This window comes from Ruegeria sp. YTSA105 (assembly GCF_059610225.1).
The window spans coordinates 475,761-494,541 of sequence record NZ_JBXWNE010000001.1 but is presented as its reverse complement, the minus strand read 5'-3'; the positions used below and the strand labels follow the sequence as shown (position 1 = coordinate 494,541).

At 55.7% G+C, this 18,781-nt stretch carries 18 protein-coding genes; 13 read left to right on the top strand and 5 right to left on the bottom strand.

Annotated elements, in window-relative coordinates:
- Window positions 1-97 precede the first annotated feature (97 nt).
- The 3 genes from AC2FH2_RS02505 to AC2FH2_RS02495 form a co-directional block, all read right to left on the bottom strand.
- Complete coding sequence (locus AC2FH2_RS02505) at window positions 98-928, bottom strand: ABC transporter ATP-binding protein (protein ID WP_142633769.1); 831 nt, start codon at window positions 926-928, stop codon at window positions 98-100.
- Window positions 925-1,713 (bottom strand): ABC transporter ATP-binding protein, encoded by a 789-nt coding sequence (locus AC2FH2_RS02500; protein WP_496794223.1) that lies wholly within the window; start codon window positions 1,711-1,713, stop codon window positions 925-927. The genes AC2FH2_RS02505 and AC2FH2_RS02500 overlap by 4 nt, the downstream gene beginning before the upstream one ends.
- A 130-nt stretch (window positions 1,714-1,843) precedes the next feature.
- Window positions 1,844-3,025, bottom strand: coding sequence for an ABC transporter substrate-binding protein (locus AC2FH2_RS02495; RefSeq protein WP_142633772.1), 1,182 nt, complete (start codon window positions 3,023-3,025; stop codon window positions 1,844-1,846).
- A 153-nt stretch (window positions 3,026-3,178) separates the two neighbouring features.
- Between AC2FH2_RS02495 and AC2FH2_RS02490 the strand changes: the two genes are divergently transcribed.
- On the top strand, window positions 3,179-4,276 hold the full coding sequence (locus tag AC2FH2_RS02490) for a PQQ-dependent sugar dehydrogenase (RefSeq protein ID WP_496822747.1): 1,098 nt from the start codon (window positions 3,179-3,181) through the stop codon (window positions 4,274-4,276).
- Here AC2FH2_RS02490 and AC2FH2_RS02485 read toward each other — a convergent pair.
- Window positions 4,273-5,277: a GlxA family transcriptional regulator gene (locus tag AC2FH2_RS02485; RefSeq protein ID WP_496822745.1), complete on the bottom strand. Its 1,005-nt coding sequence runs from the start codon at window positions 5,275-5,277 to the stop codon at window positions 4,273-4,275. The two genes, AC2FH2_RS02490 and AC2FH2_RS02485, sit on opposite strands and share 4 nt — an antisense overlap.
- A gap of 169 nt (window positions 5,278-5,446) precedes the next feature.
- Between AC2FH2_RS02485 and AC2FH2_RS02480 the strand changes: the two genes are divergently transcribed.
- A complete protein-coding gene (locus AC2FH2_RS02480) occupies window positions 5,447-6,817 on the top strand; it encodes a class II 3-deoxy-7-phosphoheptulonate synthase (protein WP_142633778.1) in 1,371 nt (456 codons plus the stop codon).
- Between the two features lie 73 nt (window positions 6,818-6,890).
- On the opposite strand, the gene AC2FH2_RS02475 is transcribed toward AC2FH2_RS02480, so the two are convergent.
- Window positions 6,891-7,565: a PAS domain-containing protein gene (locus AC2FH2_RS02475; protein WP_282021242.1), complete on the bottom strand. Its 675-nt coding sequence runs from the start codon at window positions 7,563-7,565 to the stop codon at window positions 6,891-6,893.
- A 243-nt stretch (window positions 7,566-7,808) separates the two neighbouring features.
- On the opposite strand from AC2FH2_RS02475, the gene AC2FH2_RS02470 reads away from it, so the two are divergent.
- From AC2FH2_RS02470 to AC2FH2_RS02420, 11 genes are all read left to right on the top strand, one after another.
- A complete protein-coding gene (locus AC2FH2_RS02470; protein ID WP_496822743.1) occupies window positions 7,809-8,699 on the top strand; it encodes a YicC/YloC family endoribonuclease in 891 nt (296 codons plus the stop codon).
- Between the two features lie 16 nt (window positions 8,700-8,715).
- Window positions 8,716-9,357 carry a guanylate kinase gene (gmk, locus tag AC2FH2_RS02465; protein WP_142633784.1) on the top strand — a complete coding sequence of 214 codons (642 nt, stop codon included), beginning with the start codon at window positions 8,716-8,718 and terminating at the stop codon, window positions 9,355-9,357.
- Window positions 9,354-9,878 (top strand): gamma carbonic anhydrase family protein, encoded by a 525-nt coding sequence (locus AC2FH2_RS02460; protein WP_282027405.1) that lies wholly within the window; start codon window positions 9,354-9,356, stop codon window positions 9,876-9,878. The genes gmk and AC2FH2_RS02460 overlap by 4 nt, the downstream gene beginning before the upstream one ends.
- A gap of 34 nt (window positions 9,879-9,912) precedes the next feature.
- Window positions 9,913-10,959, top strand: a complete 1,047-nt coding sequence (locus AC2FH2_RS02455) for a sensor histidine kinase (RefSeq protein WP_496822742.1) — start codon at window positions 9,913-9,915, stop codon at window positions 10,957-10,959.
- A gap of 195 nt (window positions 10,960-11,154) precedes the next feature.
- Window positions 11,155-12,195 carry a substrate-binding domain-containing protein gene (locus AC2FH2_RS02450; RefSeq protein ID WP_142633790.1) on the top strand — a complete coding sequence of 347 codons (1,041 nt, stop codon included), beginning with the start codon at window positions 11,155-11,157 and terminating at the stop codon, window positions 12,193-12,195.
- Between the two features lie 78 nt (window positions 12,196-12,273).
- Window positions 12,274-13,746 (top strand): phosphate ABC transporter permease subunit PstC, encoded by a 1,473-nt coding sequence (gene pstC / locus AC2FH2_RS02445; protein WP_496822741.1) that lies wholly within the window; start codon window positions 12,274-12,276, stop codon window positions 13,744-13,746.
- Window positions 13,743-15,104: a phosphate ABC transporter permease PstA gene (gene pstA, locus AC2FH2_RS02440; protein ID WP_496822740.1), complete on the top strand. Its 1,362-nt coding sequence runs from the start codon at window positions 13,743-13,745 to the stop codon at window positions 15,102-15,104. Before pstC ends, pstA begins: the two co-directional genes overlap by 4 nt.
- Window positions 15,105-15,116: 12 nt before the next feature.
- On the top strand, window positions 15,117-15,914 hold the full coding sequence (pstB, locus tag AC2FH2_RS02435) for a phosphate ABC transporter ATP-binding protein PstB (protein ID WP_142633794.1): 798 nt from the start codon (window positions 15,117-15,119) through the stop codon (window positions 15,912-15,914).
- A 16-nt stretch (window positions 15,915-15,930) separates the two neighbouring features.
- Complete coding sequence (gene phoU / locus AC2FH2_RS02430; RefSeq protein WP_271947126.1) at window positions 15,931-16,632, top strand: phosphate signaling complex protein PhoU; 702 nt, start codon at window positions 15,931-15,933, stop codon at window positions 16,630-16,632.
- 11 nt (window positions 16,633-16,643) lie between these two features.
- Window positions 16,644-17,333 carry a phosphate regulon transcriptional regulator PhoB gene (phoB, locus tag AC2FH2_RS02425; RefSeq protein ID WP_142633798.1) on the top strand — a complete coding sequence of 230 codons (690 nt, stop codon included), beginning with the start codon at window positions 16,644-16,646 and terminating at the stop codon, window positions 17,331-17,333.
- A gap of 121 nt (window positions 17,334-17,454) precedes the next feature.
- A complete protein-coding gene (locus AC2FH2_RS02420; RefSeq protein WP_496822739.1) occupies window positions 17,455-18,684 on the top strand; it encodes an acyl-CoA dehydrogenase in 1,230 nt (409 codons plus the stop codon).
- The last annotated feature ends 97 nt before the right edge of the window (window positions 18,685-18,781 follow it).

Below are 18,781 nucleotides of genomic sequence, written 5' to 3'. Positions count from 1 at the left end.
GCAGTAATCCTAACGATCTGGTTCCTTGGCTTTTGAACCACGGCAGACCTATGCCAATCAAGTGAACGGGATGTTGAGCTCAAAATTTGCACTGTGCTCACCCCCCCAAGAAACTCTTACGAACCTCTGGATCGGCCAGCAGTTCCTTGCCCGTGCCGGTATAGGCATTCCGCCCCTGAACCAGAACATATCCCTTGTCCGCGATCTCCAAAGCCTGACGGGCGTTCTGTTCTACCATCAGGATCGGCAACCCGGTGCGCGAGACCTCGATGATCCGATCGAAAAGCTCATCCATCACGATGGGCGAGACACCAGCCGTTGGCTCGTCCAACATCAGCACTTTGGGCTGGGTCATCAATGCGCGGCCCACGGCGACCTGTTGGCGTTGACCCCCCGACAGCTCTCCGGCGGCTTGATTGCGTTTGTCTCGGAGAATGGGGAAGAGGTCATAAACCTGTTCCATCGTGTCTGAAAAGTCGTCACGACGGATGAAGGCACCCATCTCAAGGTTCTCTTCGACCGTCATCGACGTGAAGATGTTCGAGGTCTGAGGAACAAAGCCCATCCCCTTGATCACCCGATCCTGGGGCGACAGGTTGGTGATGTCTTCTCCGTCCAGTCGCACAGATCCCGCGCGGACATCCAGCATCCCAAACACGGCCTTCATTGCAGTGGATTTACCGGCGCCGTTGGGGCCAACGATTACAGCGATTTCACCGGCATCGACTGAAATCGTGCAATCATGCAGGATATCCGGGCCCTTGCCGTAGCCTCCGGTCATGGTGTCGCCGATCAGGAATGGGCCACCTTCGACGCGGTGCGTCTTTCCGCTTTTGCGATGTGCGGGCGTCATCGTGCCCATGCCGTGTGTATTGGTGATCGAGGCATCCTTGTTGCCGTGGTCATCCTGATAAGGATTATCGCTCATGCCCCGGCCTCCAGCTTGTCTTTGTTCTTCAGGCCGGTGCCCAGATAGGCTTCGATCACATGCTCATTGGCTTTGATCTCGTCCAAAGTGCCCTGGGCCAGAACCTTGCCCTCGGCCATACAAATGACCGGGTCGCAGATTTTGCCGATGAAATCCATGTCGTGTTCGATGACTACAAACGTATAGCCGCGTTCCTTGTTCAGGCGCAGGATCGTGTCGGCGATGGTCATCAGCAGGGTGCGGTTCACACCCGCGCCGACCTCGTCCAGAAACACGATCTTGGCGTCGACCATCATGGTACGGCCAAGTTCCAGCAGCTTTTTCTGCCCGCCCGAGACCTGACCGGCCTTGTGATCGGCCAGATGTTCGATGGTCAGAAACTCCAACACCTCATCAGCCTTAGCCTTTAACGCGCGCTCTTCATCGGCGATGCGTTTGCGGCCGAACCAGGTGTTCCAAAGCGATTCCCCGGATTGCGCGCCGGGCACCATCATCAGGTTCTCTCGGCAACTCATCGAGGAGAACTCATGCGCGATCTGAAAAGTGCGCAGCAGACCTTTGTGAAATAGATCATGCGGTGGCAAGCCGGTTATGTCCTCGCCATCCATGAACACGCGCCCAGAGGTGGGCGGGAGCACACCCGCGATCACGTTGAACAGAGTTGTCTTTCCGGCCCCGTTCGGCCCAATCAGGCCGGTGATCGAACCCTTCTGGATTTCCAGCGATGCCCCATCCACCGCATGAAACCCGCCGAAATGCTTATGCACGTCCTCGACGACGATCATCTTTTCCCCTAGCCGCCGTTTTCGGCGTTCTTGTTTTCACACCCTCATTGAAGAGGTGCGGTCTTTTTTCACTGAAGCAGCCCGGACACAAGGTCCGGGCTGCTTATTTTCAGGTCTTCTTAGGCCAAAATCAACGGAAGTTGACGGTCTTGTTTTCGCCGTCGGTGACTTCGATCTCGCGATACGAACCTGCGCTTTCGCCGGGGCCGATCAGCTCAACGCCGGACGCGCCGACATAGTCGATGTCTTGACCAGCGGCCAACAGTTCCAAACCTTTGGCCAGCTCACCCGGATAGATCTTCTCTCCTGGAGCGTTGGCAACATCTAGGATCTTGCTGCCATAGTCGGCCGGGTTGGTCGAACCAGCGGCCTGCATCGCCAGCATGAACAGCGCTGCGGCGTCATAGCTTTCAGGCGAATAGGGCGACGATCCGTCAAAACCGGCGGCTTCGGCCATGGCAAAATACTTTTCAGCACCTTCACCACCTGAACCGGCGATCTGACCGAACGAGCCGTTCAGGTCGGGACCGACATTTGCGGGCAGCGAGTCACCGATCATGCCGCCCGGCAAGCCGAACGTGTCGAATGCACCGCTGTCCAGCGCCGACTGAATGATGCCCAGTCCGCCCTGATCGAGATACCCGGCTACAACCAGAATGTCGCCACCGGCCGAGGCCAGCGCGCCAACTTCGGCCGAGTAGTCCGCTTTGCCATCTTCATGCGCTGCCACGATTGTGACTTCGCCGCCCGATGCCTCGAACGAGGACTGGATCGCGTCTGCCAGACCCTTGCCATAGTCGTTGTTGGTGTAGGTCAGTGCGATTGAAGTGATACCGCGATCATTCAGGATATCTGCCATCACTTGACCTTCACGCGCATCCGAAGGGGCGGTGCGGAAGAACAGGCCGTTATCCTCCATGGTCGACAGGCCGGGCGAGGTCGCCGAGGGCGAGATCATGACCATCCCGTTCGGGATCGCGACATTCTGCAGGATCGCTCCGGTCACGCCAGAGCAGTCACCGCCAATGATGCCGGCAACGCCGTCGGCAATCATGCGTTCACCGTTCGAGGTGGACAGGCCGTTGTCGATACAGCCGGTATCAGCGCGCGATGCGGTGACGGTCGAGCCATCCAGCAGTTTGCCGGATTCGGTGACTTCGGCCATCGCCATCTCGGCGCCTGAACCCATAGCGGGTGCCAGCGATTCAATCGGTCCGGTAAAGCCGAACAGAACACCCAATGTGACGTCTTCGGCCATAGCTGCGCCCGAAAGAAGGGCGGTTGCTGCAGTTGCTGTAAGCAGCTTTTTCATATGGTTACTCCCAGTTGTGAACGTATTCGTTCTGGGCACGACCCTAGGCAAGCTGTTCGAAAAAGAAAAGTCCTAACGCAAACGTGTTTTTGTGGCGGACAGTTCTAGTTGTTCAGATGTGCCCGGCGCGGTGTTTTCGGTAAGGAGAACGAGATGTTTAGACTAGCTTTGATCTTCATCTTTTCTGTTGTTTCAGGGTTGGCAGGGGCAGAATCGCTAACTACCAACTCCGGATCGGCGCGTGTGACGGCGATGGCGAAGGGGCTCGATACGCCCTGGGCAATCGGCATCCTGCCTGACATGTCCTTTCTGGTAACTGAGCGCGACGGTGAACTTCTGTTTGTGTCGAAGGGAAACATAGTTCGCGTCAAAGGCACTCCCAATGTGGTTGCAAAGGGGCAGGGCGGTTTGCTGGACGTAACCGTTGCCAGGGATTTTTCGCAAAGCCGTGAGGTTTTCCTGACCTATTCCAAGCCTCAACCAAAGGGGGCAGGCACTGCACTTGCGATTGCGCGCCTGTCCGAAGACGGATCAGAGCTGACCGATCTGCGCACGATTTTCGAAGCGGAAAATGGTGGGGATTCTGGGCGTCATTTTGGCTCTCGTATTGTCGAGGCAAAGGACGGGACATTACTTGTCACTATCGGCGATCGTGGTGATCGCCCGACCGCACAGGATCAATCGAGTCACAACGGCTCGGTGATCCGTGTGAATCGGGACGGCTCGGTGCCGGCTGATAATCCATTTGTCGGACAACAGGGAATTCAGCCTGAGATATGGTCTTATGGCCACCGGAATCCCCAAGGCGCAGGGCTGGATGCACGGGGGCATCTATGGGTATCGGAACATGGAGCCAAGGGCGGAGATGAAGTGAACCTAATCCGGCCGGGGCGGAACTATGGCTGGCCGGTGATTTCCTATGGCAAGCACTATTCCGGCCAGGCAATCGGCGAGGGGACGGCGAAACCGGGGATGGAGCAACCTGAATTCTATTGGGACCCTTCCATCGCCCCATCCGGCCTTTTGATTTATTCAGGCAAGCTTTGGCCCGAATGGAAGGGTGATCTATTCGTCGGGTCGCTCAAATTCGACTATATCGCTGGGCTTGAAGGCATCCCTTTGACTGAGGTCGAGCAGATCAAGGGCCCTCAGACGGAACGCGTCCGCGACATTGTCGAGGCACCAGATGGATCAATCTGGTTTATTTCCGTCGGGCAGGGCGCTGTCTTTCGCATGACCCCCAGCGATTAAACAGACAAGCGCCCGCTTTGCGCACCGCGCTCACGATAGGGCGTGGTGTTGTAATGCGCCCGGTAGCATTTCGAGAAATGGCTAGGCGAGGCAAACCCGCATGCCAGCGCCACGTTGATCACGCTCATGTCGGTCTGCATCAGCAGGTTCCGGGCTTTATGCAGGCGCAGCTCCATATAGTAGCGTTTAGGTGACCGGCTGAGGTAACGGCGAAACAGACGCTCTAGCTGCCGCGTGGACATGCCGACCTCTTTGGCCAGAAGCGAAGGCGAGATCGGCTCTTCGATGTTCTTCTCCATCATCAGGATGACCTGGCTCAGCTTGGGATGGCGCACCCCAATCCGTGTCGGGGTCGACAGACGCTGGGTGTCCTGATCGGTGCGGATCGAGGAATAGATCAACTGATCGGCCACCGCGTTGGCAAGGTCTTCCCCGAAATCCTCGGCGATGATTTTCAGCATCAGATCGATAGAGGAAGTACCGCCGGCTGTTGTCATCCGGTTTCCGTCAATCTGGAATACGGATTTGGTCAGTTCGACCTCATCAAATTCTTCGGTGAAACTGTCCGAGTTTTCCCAGTGGATCGTCGCACGCTTGCCATCCAGCAAACCCGCCTTGGCCAAGGTATAAGCTGCCGTACACAGCCCACCAATGCGCAATCCCCGGCGTGCTTCGCGGCGGACCCAGTTCAGAATTTTCTTGGTGGTAGCGGCTTGAACATCGACACCGCCGCAGATCAGCACGACGTCATCGCGCTGCAGCTCGGCTAGATCAGCGTCCAGTTTGAACTCGGTCCCGGCGGAGCATTTGATCGTCTCGCCGCCTTCGCCAGACAGGCTCCAACTGTAAAGCTCTTTGTCGGCCATGCGGTTTGCGATGCGCAGGCTATCCAGCGCGGATGCGAAACACAGCAGCGAGAATTTGTCCAACAGGACAAACACGAAATGACGAGGGCTGGCCGCAGTGGTTTCCACCGTGACAACTTGGCGTTGCTCTTGCATGGCGAGGTGTCCTTGATTCGGCGCCGTTTGACCCTACGTCCGGCGACAGATTTGACCGCCACCATGATCAAAGCTTGTTTGCGACGTCAAGAGGTCCAAATCGTATATGGCCTCTCATCAAACGTTTTTGTATAGAGGCGACTTGAATACTTCAGCGGAGATCAAAGCTATGACCGAATGGCAAAAAACGAACTGGCGCAACAAGCCCCGGGTTCAGATGCCAGACTATACAGACGCAGCCGCGCTGGCAAAAGTCGAGGCTCAGCTTTCGCAGTATCCGCCGCTGGTGTTTGCAGGTGAGGCACGTCGGCTCAAGCAACATCTTGGTGCTGCGGGGCGGGGTGAGGCTTTCCTGCTGCAGGGCGGCGACTGTGCTGAAAGCTTTGAACAATTCAGCGCGGATGCGATCCGCGACACCTTTAAGGTGATGCTGCAGATGGCCATGGTTCTGACCTATGGCGCAAAGGTGCCGGTGGTCAAAGTGGGCCGTATGGCTGGACAGTTCGCCAAACCGCGCAGCGCACCAACAGAGGTGGTGGATGGCATTGAGCTGCCCAGCTATCGCGGCGATATCATCAACGAGCTGGATTTCACGCCCGAGGCGCGGATTCCGAATCCGTCCAAGATGTTGCAAGCCTATACGCAGGCAGCGGCAACATTGAACCTGTTGCGTGCCTTTTCGACCGGTGGTTTCGCCGATATGAGCCATGTGCATTCGTGGACACTCGGCTTTGCCGATGGCCAGGATGTTCAGAAATACTCTGAAATTGCTGACCGAATTCAGGATTCGATTGATTTCATGGGGGCTGCGGGCATCACCGCGGACACAACGCATGAATTCTCGTCGGTTGAATTCTATACCAGCCACGAAGGTCTGCTGCTTGAATACGAAGAGGCGCTGACCCGTCTTGATTCTACATCGGGCAACTGGTTGGCCGGGTCCGGCCACATGATCTGGATTGGCGACCGCACCCGTCAACCTGATGGCGCGCATGTTGAATTCTGTTCCGGCGTTCTGAACCCGATCGGTCTGAAATGCGGTCCGACGACATCTGCCGAAGACCTCAAAGTTTTGATGGCCAAACTGAACCCGGAAAACGAAGAAGGGCGTCTGACCCTGATCGCGCGGTTTGGTGCAGGCAAGGCGGGAGAGCATCTGCCGCGTCTGGTCAAAGCCGTCAAGGAAGAGGGCGCCAAGGTGACCTGGGTCTGTGACCCAATGCACGGCAATACGATCAAATCGGCCACCGGCTATAAGACCCGGCCCTTTGATTCCGTGCTGCGCGAAGTTCGCGACTTCTTTGGTGTGCATCAGGCCGAGGGCACGATCCCCGGCGGTGTGCATTTTGAGATGACGGGGCTAGACGTGACCGAATGCACTGGAGGTGTACGCGCTGTAACAGAAGAAGATCTGTCAGACCGTTACCATACAGCCTGCGATCCACGTTTGAACGCGTCGCAATCGTTGGAACTGGCCTTCCTTGTTGCGGAAGAACTGACAGATCTGCGCCGGAACCGCGGCAAACGCGCAGCCTCCTAACCACTTGGTCAGACGATTTTAAAAAGGCGGGTCTAATAGGCCCGCCTTCTTTACATTTAACACGCGTTACTCGTTACTTATCCCGTGATACGACCAATCGAAGGTGAGATCCGGGACGTTTGTACTCTTGTTGTTCTTCGGCAAATCCTTCGACAACAGGCTGAACCGGTTGTTGCGGCGCCTGTATTTCTGACACAGCACGCAGTTTATAATGGCTTACATCAAAGCGCCGGGGGGTTGCCCCAATCGCCCCGTCACTGACCATAACGCCAAGAACACGGCTGACATCGCCCAAATCGCTTTTCAGCGGCAAAAGGATCATTCGCGCCTGAAGATCCGTGCGCCCAAACCCACCGGTCGAGGCCAATTCAAGTTCAGCAATGGCAGGACCGGCAAAAACCTGTTCAAGGATTTCGGTAACCTGAGTTCGCGCGCTGGGTTCGAAAAAAGCGGTCAGAGGCATTCCCCGAACCTCCATACCCGCCAGTGTGTTCAAGTGACTGCCGGCCAGACGAAACCGGGCCAGACCGGGTGCAATGCGTTCAAGGATGAAGGTGTTAGGCAGGATATTCTCAAGCCCGCGCGGGTCGATCTGAGATCGCATAGGAACACCATCGCCGGACAGCAAGGCTGTCCAGTACGCTTCGGCCTGTTGTATGGGCGATAGACTGCGCCCACTGTCAAAACGATCCATTGCGACGATCTTTCCAAATTTAGTCCCGGAACCGTTACCGAAAAAGATCTTCATTTTCATCACCCTAACTGCAATCGACCGTCATTTTCATAAAATGCAAGATACCGGGAGCTTTTGCGCCTTGTCGGTACTTGCCTAGACGAGATTGGCACGGGTTGAGTCAATTTTGGAGTAATTCTTTAATGAATGGTTAACCTCTGTCCGACGCTGTCATTCTCAGCAAACTCTTGCCCTGCACACGAGGATGGCATTAGGTGCGGACAAGAACATTAGGCGGGCAAAGCGGAGAAGATAGGCATGATCAGATCCATGACCGGATTTGCCTCGGGCAAGGGAACACATGGTCCACATAGCTGGACCTGGGAGCTGCGCAGCGTAAATGGCAAAGGGCTGGATATGCGTCTGCGGGTGCCTGAATGGCTCACGGGGCTTGAGGCTGCGCTGCGGTCACGGATGTCCAAAGGTCTGGGCCGGGGGAATGTGACGCTGTCGCTCAAGCTGAGCCGCGAGGAAGCGACCGCCGATTTGGTGCTGAACCCGGTTGCGATGGCTGCCGCGCTTGATGCGATGGCACGAACGCAGACGATGGCAGAAGAACGGGGGATAGTGCTGGCCCCCTCAACAGCGGCCGAACTGATTGCGGTCAAAGGCATGTTGGAAACCGGTGGGGATGCGGATGACCCGGCCCCCTTGGTCAAACATCTGATCGGCGCGTTTGACGATTTGCTGAGCGATTTCATTAAGATGCGTGAATCCGAAGGCCGGGCCCTGGCCGATGTGCTTGAGGCGCAGCTATCGCAGGTTTCAAGCCTTACGGAGCAAGCCGCCAAGCTCGCTGAAGAGCGCCGGGATAAAATCGCTGAAAACTTACAAGAAAATCTGCAGCGCGTGATGGATAATGCGCAAGGCGCGGATCCGGACCGGGTTGCACAAGAACTGGCTCTGATTGCAGTCAAGTCGGATATAACGGAAGAAATTGACAGGCTGAAAGCCCATGTCACTGCCGCACGCGATTTGCTTGCACAGGATGCCGCCGTGGGGCGCAAGCTTGATTTTCTGATGCAAGAGTTCAACCGCGAGGCCAATACGCTGTGTTCCAAGGCACAAAGCGCCGATTTGACATCGGTTGGGCTTGAGTTGAAGGCGGTAATAGATCAGATGCGCGAGCAAGTGCAGAACGTAGAATAATGACAGGAGCGCCCTGATGGCGGATCGACGCGGCCTATTAATCATTCTGTCCTCGCCTTCGGGCGCAGGGAAATCCACGTTGGCCAAGCGTCTGATGCAATGGGACACGGATCTGGAGTTCTCGGTTTCGGCCACAACACGCGCGCCCCGGCCTGGGGAAGAACATGGGCGTGAGTATTATTTCCTGACCGAAGATACCTTTCGACAGCAGGTGTCCGAGGGACAGATGCTGGAACATGCCCATGTGTTTGGCAATTTCTACGGCTCTCCGGCTGGGCCAGTTCGCGAGTCCATCAATGACGGCAAGGACGTTCTGTTCGATGTCGACTGGCAGGGCGAGGTGCAGATTAGGAACTCGGATCTGGGCAAACACGCCCTGTCGATTTTCATCCTGCCACCGTCGATCCCCGAATTGCGCCGCCGATTGGAAAGCCGCGGTCAGGACAGTGAAGAGGTTATTTCCAAGCGGATGCTCAAAAGCTGGGATGAGATCAGTCATTGGGGATATTACGACTATGTGCTGGTCAATGACGATCTGGACGAGACCGAAGAAAAGCTGAAAACCATCGTCAGTGCCGAGCGAATGCGGCGTATCCAGCAACCCAAGCTTCAGGATCATGTCCGTACGCTGCAAAACGAATTCGAGGATCAGTCATGACCATCTATGCCCTTGGCTCTGATGTACCGGAAATCCACGAGGACACCTGGGTCGCCCCAGACGCCAATCTGATCGGCAAAGTCGTGCTTGAACAGGGGGCCTCGGTCTGGTTCGGCTGCACGATCCGCGCTGATCACGAAGAAATTCGGGTTGGTGAGGGCAGCAATGTTCAGGAAAACTGCGTGATGCATATTGATGCGGGGTATCCTCTGACCATCGGGAAGAACTGCACGATTGGGCATAAGGTCATGCTGCATGGCTGTACGATCGGGGATAATACCCTGATCGGAATGGGGGCCATTGTGTTGAACGGTGCCAAGATCGGCAAAAACTGTCTGATCGGGGCGGGGGCTTTGGTGACCGAAGGAAAAGAGATACCGGATAACTCTTTGGTTATGGGCTCACCGGGTAAAGTGGTGCGCGAGATCGACAATGCGACCGCCCAGAAACTGACCTTCAGCGCCTTGCATTATCAAGAAAACATGCGTCATTTTCGCGATACAATGCGAGAGCTATCCTAGCGTCCAACTGCGTTGCTAAGAGAACTGCCCCTTTATGACCAACGACCAGCTTGAAGAAATTGTAACCGCCATCCCGATGCCCGCGCTGATGGTAGACCAGACGGAACGGATTATTGCGGTCAATACCGAAGCAAAGACGTTGTTGGGCCAGAATATCCTGCAGCGGCATTTCGCGACCATCCTCAGACAGCCGCAGGTGATCGAGGCGATTGAACAAAGCCTGCGCACGAAGGGAACGTCTAACACTCGGCACCTGTCCAATGACGGTGCCCAGGATACAACATTCGAAGTTCAGTGCCGGTATATGAATGGGGTCGGTGCAGTATCCGGCGGTGCGTTGCTTGCTGTATTTCAGGACGTTACGCATGTTGAGCAAGCAAATCAGATGCGACGTGATTTCGTCGCGAATGTCAGCCATGAATTGCGGACCCCGCTGACGGCATTAATGGGCTTTATTGAAACCTTGCGCGGTCCGGCCCGAGATGACGAGGCCGCCCGGGATCGTTTTCTTCAGATCATGAACGACGAGGCAAATCGCATGAACCGGCTTGTCGGCGATCTTCTGTCTTTGAACCGCGTCGAAAGCGAAGAGCGGGTTCGCCCGAAAGAACAACTTGAGCTGACGGCACTTCTTAGATCGACCCTCAATTCTCTGCGCCCATTGGCAGATGACGCGGATGTAGTGCTGAGCCTGGATGCGCCCGAAGACAAAATAATGCTAGTTGGCGACAGCGACCAGTTGCTCCAAGTATTTACCAACCTGATCGAGAACGGAATTAAATACGGCGGCAGCGGTGGTCGGGTAGAAGTTCGCGTCAAATCTTCGGATCACGATACTGCTATGCGCGGTCCCGGTGTTCGCGTTCAGATCGTGGATAGGGGACCTGGAATCGACCCGAAGCATGTATCGCGTTTGACCGAACGATTCTATCGCGCTGACAGTCATAGGTCACGGCAACTGGGTGGAACCGGGTTGGGCCTAGCGATTGTAAAACATATTCTAAACCGCCATCGCGGCAGATTGCGGGTGGAAAGCGATCTTGGAAAAGGCTCTGTTTTTACAGTGATTTTGCCGCGCTGATCGCTTGGATCAAGCCAGTTGTCGGATCTTTTTTGTTTCTTTCACAGCATATGTTCTGTGGCGTATCGGCTGAAAATCCAAACGTGTCATGAAACCGTTACACACTTGTCACAAAAGGCTTACGCACGACTTTTAAAGGTTCGGCCAAGATCATCATGAGGATGATCCAGAAACATATTTCTCAAGGAGACTGAAATGTCCTTTGTAAAACTGTCGGCTTCGGTTTTGGCTATCGCTGCTGTTTCGGCCACTGCGGCCACCGCGCGTGATCAAGTTCAGGTTGCTGGTTCTTCCACCGTTCTGCCCTATGCTTCGATCGTTGCAGAAGCCTTTGGCGAAAACTTTGACTTCCAGACCCCGGTTGTTGAATCGGGCGGATCTTCGGCCGGCCTCAAGCGGTTCTGTGAAGGTGTTGGTGAAAACACCATCGACGTAGCGAACGCTTCGCGCCAGATCCGTGAAAAAGAGATCAAAGCCTGTGCCGAAAACGGCGTCACCGACATCATCGAAGTTCAGATCGGCTATGACGGCATCGTTTTCGCATCCGACATCAACGGCAACTCGTTCGAGTTCACGCCGGAAGATTGGTACAAAGCGCTGTCCGCTCAGATCGTGGTTGATGGCCAGCTGGTCGACAATCCCAACAAGACCTGGGCCGACGTGAACCCTGCCTTCCCGGCACAGCCGATTGCAGCCTTTATCCCCGGCACCAAGCACGGCACGCGTGAAGTGTTCGAAGACAAGGTGATCCTGGCCGGTTGTGAGCATCTGGGTGACTTTGATGTCTACAAAGCTGCAAATGGCGACGACAAGAAAGCCGCTGAAAAAGCCTGTATCGCTCTGCGTACCGATGGCGTTTCGGTCGACATCGACGGTGACTATACCGAGACCCTGGCTCGTATCGACAGCAACAAAGACGGCATCGGCGTCTTTGGTCTGGCGTTCTACGAAAACAACACCGACAAACTGCAGGTTGCGACCATGGCAGGCATCGTGCCTTCGACCGAATCCATCGCAACTGGCGAATACCCGGTATCGCGCCCGCTGTTTTTCTATGTGAAAAAAGCACATATCGGCGTTATCCCCGGGCTGAAAGAATATGCAGAGTTCTTCGTCGCTGATGAGGTTGCAGGCCCCGATGGCCCTCTGGCTGCATACGGTCTGGTATCAGACCCAGAGCTGGTCAAGGTTCAGGAAATCGTAGCCAGCGAAACCACTTTGGGCGGCGGTTCATAAGCTTTCACACGACTGAACCGGGGCGGTGTCTACGCCCCGGTTTTCTTAAATCCACTCCTGCCGCTTGACGGAGTTCTCATGGCACTAACCTGGCTGCTGCTCATTTTGCTGGCGATTGCTGTTCTTGGCTATTTTGCGGGCCGGTCCCGCGCGATGGCCAGCGCGGACGGAAACCAGCGCAATCTGCACTCACTTCCATCCTATTACGGCTATAACGTTGCTTTGACGGCGCTGATACCGGGGTTCGTTTTGCTGGTCATCTGGTTGCTGGCGCAGCCCTTGATCGTCAGCAATTCTGCCTCTGGGTTGCTGCCGGACTCGGCAATCCCCGAGGGGTCGACCCGCGGCTTGCTGATGAGCGAAGTGCGCCGCGTCGCCAACGGCCTGGACGGCGCGGTTGCCGCAGGCACCATGACCGAAGACTTTGCCCGCAGCGCGCATGAAGATTTTGCCGATGTGACCGCGCGACTGAAAGAGGCTGGCCAGATCATTACGCAAGAGGTAACCGCACCCATTCTGCTGGCGGCGCAGAAATATCGCTCGATGAGCGCAAGCGGAACCATTGCGATGCAGATCGCGGTTTTGGTTGTGACGCTGATCGGGGCCTCATTTGCCTATATCCGCACTCATAAAGAATTTCGCGCCCGAAATGTTGTCGAACAAGGCATTCTGGCGCTGCTGCTGCTGGCCGCTTCGATCGCAGTTCTGACCACAGTCGGCATCGTCCTGTCCATGTTTTTTGAAACGATGAATTTCTTCGAACTTCATTCGTGGAAAGACTTTTTCTTTGGCAGCACCTGGGCCCCGAACTTCCGGGGCGGAAGTGAACTGTCGATCCTCCCACTGCTGTGGGGGACTTTGTATATTTCTCTGATCGCGTTGCTGGTTGCGGTTCCGATTGGGCTGTACGCTGCGATCTATCTTTCCGAATATGCCTCGAGCGTGGCAAGGTCTGTGGCCAAGCCTTTGCTGGAAATCCTCGCCGGTATCCCAACCATCGTTTACGGTCTTTTCGCGCTGCTGACGGTCGGTCCGGCACTGGTATCTGTGTTCGGGCAGGGGGGTGCTTTGGGCGTTGGTTGGATGGCCAGTTCGAACGCTGTACTCACGGCGGGTCTGGTCATGGGCATCATGCTCATCCCATTCGTGTCGTCACTATCTGACGACATCATCAACGCGGTGCCCCAGTCAATGCGAGACGGATCGCTAGGCTTAGGCGCAACGCATTCCGAAACTGTCAGGCAAGTCGTCCTGCCGGCAGCTTTGCCCGGGATCGTAGGGGCAATCTTGTTGGCCGCAAGCCGCGCAATCGGTGAGACGATGATTGTCGTAATGGCCGCCGGTGCGATTGCCAAATTCTCGGGAAACCCTTTCGAGGCCATGACCACAATCACCACTAGGATCGTCAGCCAGCTGACCGGGGATACTGATTTCGCAAGCCCGGAGACTCTTGTGGCCTTTGCCCTGGGTCTGACCCTGTTCATCATCACGCTGGGGCTGAACATCTTCGCCCTCTATATCGTGCGCAAATACCGGGAGCAGTATGAATGACTGACATGTCCCAAAAACAAGACGCAGCACCTGCCGCTAAACACAAAGGGGCTTCGCTGTTCAATCAGGACACACAAACCAAGCGTCGCAATGCGGCCGAAACCCGGTTCAAATTGTACGGTATCGCGGCCATTGGTGTCGGTCTTGTGATGTTGATCGTGTTGGTGACCAATATCGTCACCTCCGGTACCGGCGCCTTTCAGCAAAGCTTTCTTGAGCTGACGGTTGAGCTGAAGGAAGACAAGCTCGACAAAAAGGGCAACCGTGACATCGCGGATATCAGCAAGGTTTCGACCTTCGGATACGCGCCTTTGATCGCCTCCGCACTGGAGGTTGAGGTGCAGAAACTGGGCATCCAGTCCGATCTGTCGCCCAAAGAGATGGGGCAAATCCTTTCCAAATCCGCACAGGCGGACCTTCGTAATTACGTCATCTCGAACCCGGATGAGATCGGAAAGTCGGTCAGCTTCCGTTTTTTGGTGAACAGCCGCGTTGATGGCTATCTGAAGGGCCGTGTGACACGCCAGTCCATCGCGAATGACAAGAGCATCTCGGTCGCACAGCTGGACTTCGTGGATCAGTTGCGTGCTGCTGGTGTGCTGTACAAGGCGTTCAACCCTGACTTTATCTTCGGGGCGGACGCCTCCGATCAGCGGCCCGAGGCTGCCGGGATCGGAGTATCCATGCTGGGTTCTCTGTTCATGATGCTGGTCGTGTTGGCGCTGGCCTTACCGATCGGGGTCGCCGCCTCGATCTATCTGGAAGAATTCGCGCCTAAGAACCGGTTTACCGATATCATCGAGGTGAACATCTCGAATCTAGCGGCCGTTCCTTCGATTGTATTTGGTATTCTGGGCTTGGCCGTGTTCATCAATTATATGCATTTACCGACCTCTGCGCCGCTGGTTGGTGGTCTGGTTCTGACGCTGATGACGCTGCCAACAATTATCATTTCGACCCGAGCATCACTCAAGGCGGTGCCGCCGTCGATCCGAGACGCCGCGTTGGGGGTAGGGGCCTCGAAAATGCAGGCAGTGTTTCATCATGTGCTGCCACTGGCCGCACCTGGCATCCTGACGGGTACTATTATTGGCCTGGCGCAGGCGCTTGGTGAAACTGCGCCGTTGCTGCTGATCGGGATGGTGGGCTTTATCGCCTCGAACCCGCCGGATGGAATAGTGGACGGTTTTCTGTCTCCGAACTCGGCCATGCCAGCACAGATTTACGAATGGTCCAAGCGCGCCGACCCGGCCTTTTACGAACGCGCATGGGGGGGCATCATTATCCTTCTGCTTTTCCTGGTAACAATGAATGCAATCGCAGTCATCCTGCGCCGCCGCTTTGAACGCCGCTGGTAAATGGGGTCAATTATGAACGATATGACACGAGTGGAGAGAACCGTGGACGCCAAAGACATCAAGATCGCCGCGAACAAGGTTCAGGTTTATTACGGTGAAAATCACGCCATCAAAGACGTCGACGTCAGGATCGAAGACAAGACCGTCACCGCCTTTATCGGCCCCTCGGGTTGCGGAAAATCCACCTTCCTGCGCTGCCTGAACCGGATGAACGACACGATCGACATCTGCCGTGTCGAGGGCGATATCCTGCTGGATGGCGAAGATATCTATGACAAACGCGTCGACCCGGTTCAGCTGCGTGCCAAGGTCGGTATGGTGTTCCAGAAACCGAACCCGTTTCCCAAGTCGATCTATGACAATGTGGCCTACGGCCCGCGTATCCACGGGTTGGCCAGAAACAAAGCTGAACTGGACGAGATTGTTGAGAAATCACTGCGCCGCGGCGCCATCTGGGATGAGGTCAAAGACCGTCTGGATGCCCCCGGTACCGGCCTGTCCGGCGGTCAGCAACAGCGCCTGTGCATCGCCCGTGCGGTGGCTACGGAACCTGAGGTCCTGCTGATGGACGAGCCGTGCTCGGCCCTTGATCCGATTGCGACTGCGCAGGTCGAGGAACTGATCGACGAATTGCGGTCGCGATACTCGGTGGTGATTGTTACCCACTCGATGCAGCAGGCCGCTCGCGTCAGCCAGAAGACCGCGTTTTTCCATTTGGGCAACCTTGTCGAGTTTGGTGAAACCGGACAGATTTTCACCAACCCCGAAGATCCCCGCACCGAAAGCTACATCACCGGCCGTATCGGCTGAACATAGGTATTCAGAGATGACAGAACAACATATCGCATCCGCCTTCGACCGGGATCTGGAAGCCATTCAGGCGCATATCATGAAAATGGGCGGCCTCGTCGAAGCCGCAATCATGAGCGCGGCACGGTCGCTTGAATCGCGCGATGTCGAACTCGCGCAAGAGGTGCGTCAGGGCGACAAGGCCATTGATGCGTTGGAAGAGCTGATCAATGAAGAAACGGCGCGTTTGATCGCGCTGCGTGCGCCAACAGCAAGCGATCTTCGTCTGGTCCTATCGGTATTGAAGGTTTCCGCCAACCTGGAACGCATCGGCGACTATTCAAAGAACATAGCCAAGCGCACGACCGTCCTGGTCAATACCAGTGAGATCAATGGCAGTGCCGCCGCCTTGCGACGTATGGCACGTGAGGTCGAGCGGATGCTCAGGGACGCTTTGGACGCCTATGTCCAGCGCGACGCTGAGCTGGCGGCGGATGTCATCGAACGTGATGAGGAAGTCGACCAGATGTATAATGGTCTGTTCCGAGAATTCCTGACTTTCATGGCAGAAGACCCGCGCAACATCTCATCCTGTATGCACCTGCATTTCATCGCCAAGAATATAGAACGTATGGGCGATCATGTGACGGCCATTGCCGAGCAGGTCGTCTATCTGGTGACCGGAGAGCGCCCGACAGAAGCGCGTCCCAAAGCCGATTTTACATCGCAATCCGTCTAGGAGATTTGAGAATGTCCGCTGATCAACCGACCGTTCTGGTTGTCGAGGATGAGCCGGCTCAGCGCGAAGTCCTGGCCTATAATCTCGAGGCAGAAGGCTTTCGCGTTTCCAAAGCAGCCAATGGTGAAGAGGCCATGTTGCTGGTCGATGAAGACAGTCCGGACATTATCGTACTGGACTGGATGATGCCCAATCTTAGCGGGATCGAGGTTTGCCGCCGGCTGAAAACCCGCTCCGACACGCGGTCGATTCCAATTATCATGTTGTCGGCCCGGTCGGAAGAAATCGACAAAGTACGAGGTCTGGAAACCGGGGCTGATGACTATGTGGTCAAACCCTATTCGATTGTCGAGCTTATGGCCCGGGTACGCACCCAGTTGCGGCGTGTCCGGCCTGCGACTGTAGGAATTAGGCTGGAATTCGCAGACATCGTTTTGGATTCTGAAACTCATAAGGTCAGCCGCGACAGCAAACCACTAAAGCTTGGCCCAACCGAATTTCGCTTGCTGAGCACATTCATGGAAAAGCCGGGCCGCGTCTGGAGCCGAGAACAGCTATTGGATCGCGTCTGGGGGCGGGATATTTATGTCGATACACGAACGGTCGACGTTCATATCGGCCGCTTACGCAAAGCACTAACGCAGTATGGTGGAGATGATCCGGTTCGCACTGTTCGTGGTGCGGGATACGCGCTGGGTTGAACGCGTGGGGCAGGTGGCTGCAAGCTATGAGTTTTACTCAAGGGTGGATGCGAAACTCTTACTGTTTTTTGGCGGGCCGACGGGTTAGTTTGCCGCGAAGCTGACAAAGCGGAGACGCACCATGAATGCCCCTGACACCAAGCCGACATTACGCGCCAAAGATGCGCCTGACATGGGCCAGTTCGCCTGGGATGATCCGTTCCGCCTGTCAGACCAGCTAGACGAAGACGAACGTATGATTGCGGCCAGTGCGCAAGCCTATGCGCAAGAAAAGCTTCAGCCGCGGGTGACAGAAGCATTTCAGAACGAAGAAACTGACTCCGAGATTTTTCGTGAGATGGGTGAAATGGGTCTGCTGGGCACTACGATCCCGGAAGAATACGGCGGGCTAGGGGGCGGATATGTCTCTTACGGCCTTGTCGCCCGAGAAGTGGAACGCGTGGATTCGGGCTATCGCTCAATGATGTCTGTACAAAGCTCGTTGGTGATGTATCCGATCTATGCCTATGGCAGCGAGGAGCAGCGCCGGAAATACCTTCCGAAACTGGCCAGCGGCGAATGGATCGGATGTTTTGGCCTGACCGAACCCGATGCGGGCTCTGATCCGGCAGGTATGAAAACGCGTGCGGAAAAGATCGACGGTGGATATCGTCTATCTGGAAGCAAGATGTGGATATCGAACGCCCCGATTGCGGATGTGTTTGTTGTTTGGGCCAAATCTGATGCACATGACGGAAAGATCCGTGGTTTTGTCCTTGAAAAAGGCCTCAAAGGTCTGAGCGCGCCGAAAATCCAGAACAAGCTGAGCTTGCGCGCCTCGATCACCGGTGAAATTGTGCTGGAGGGTGTCGAAGTCACCGAGGATGCTTTGCTGCCTCATGTTCAGGGCCTGAAAGGCCCGTTTGGATGTCTTAACCGCGCACGCTACGGAATCAGCTGGGGTGTTATGGGCGCTGCCGAAAGCTGTTGGCATGCGGCACGCCAATATGGGTTGGACCGGAAACAATTTGACAAGCCATTGGCGCAGACGCAGCTTTTCCAGCGCAAATTGGCGGATATGCAGACAGAAATTGCTCTGGGTCTTCAGGCAAGCCTGCGTGTCGGGCGACTGATGGACAAGGCCGAAGCCGCGCCCGAGATGATATCAATCATTAAGCGCAACAATTGCGGCAAAGCCCTGGATATTTCACGTCATGCGCGTGACATGCACGGCGGCAACGGCATTTCGCTAGAGTTTCAGGTCATCCGACATATGGTGAACCTAGAAACGGTCAACACCTACGAGGGGACGCATGATGTTCACGCGTTGATCCTGGGGCGTGCACAGACGGGATTGCAGGCGTTTTACTAAGTTTCCAGAATTCGTGTAATTGGTATTATGTTAAATTAATGCCAATGCGCTTGGGAAACTTTTCAAATCCTCACAATACCTTACGATCTGTTCCTGA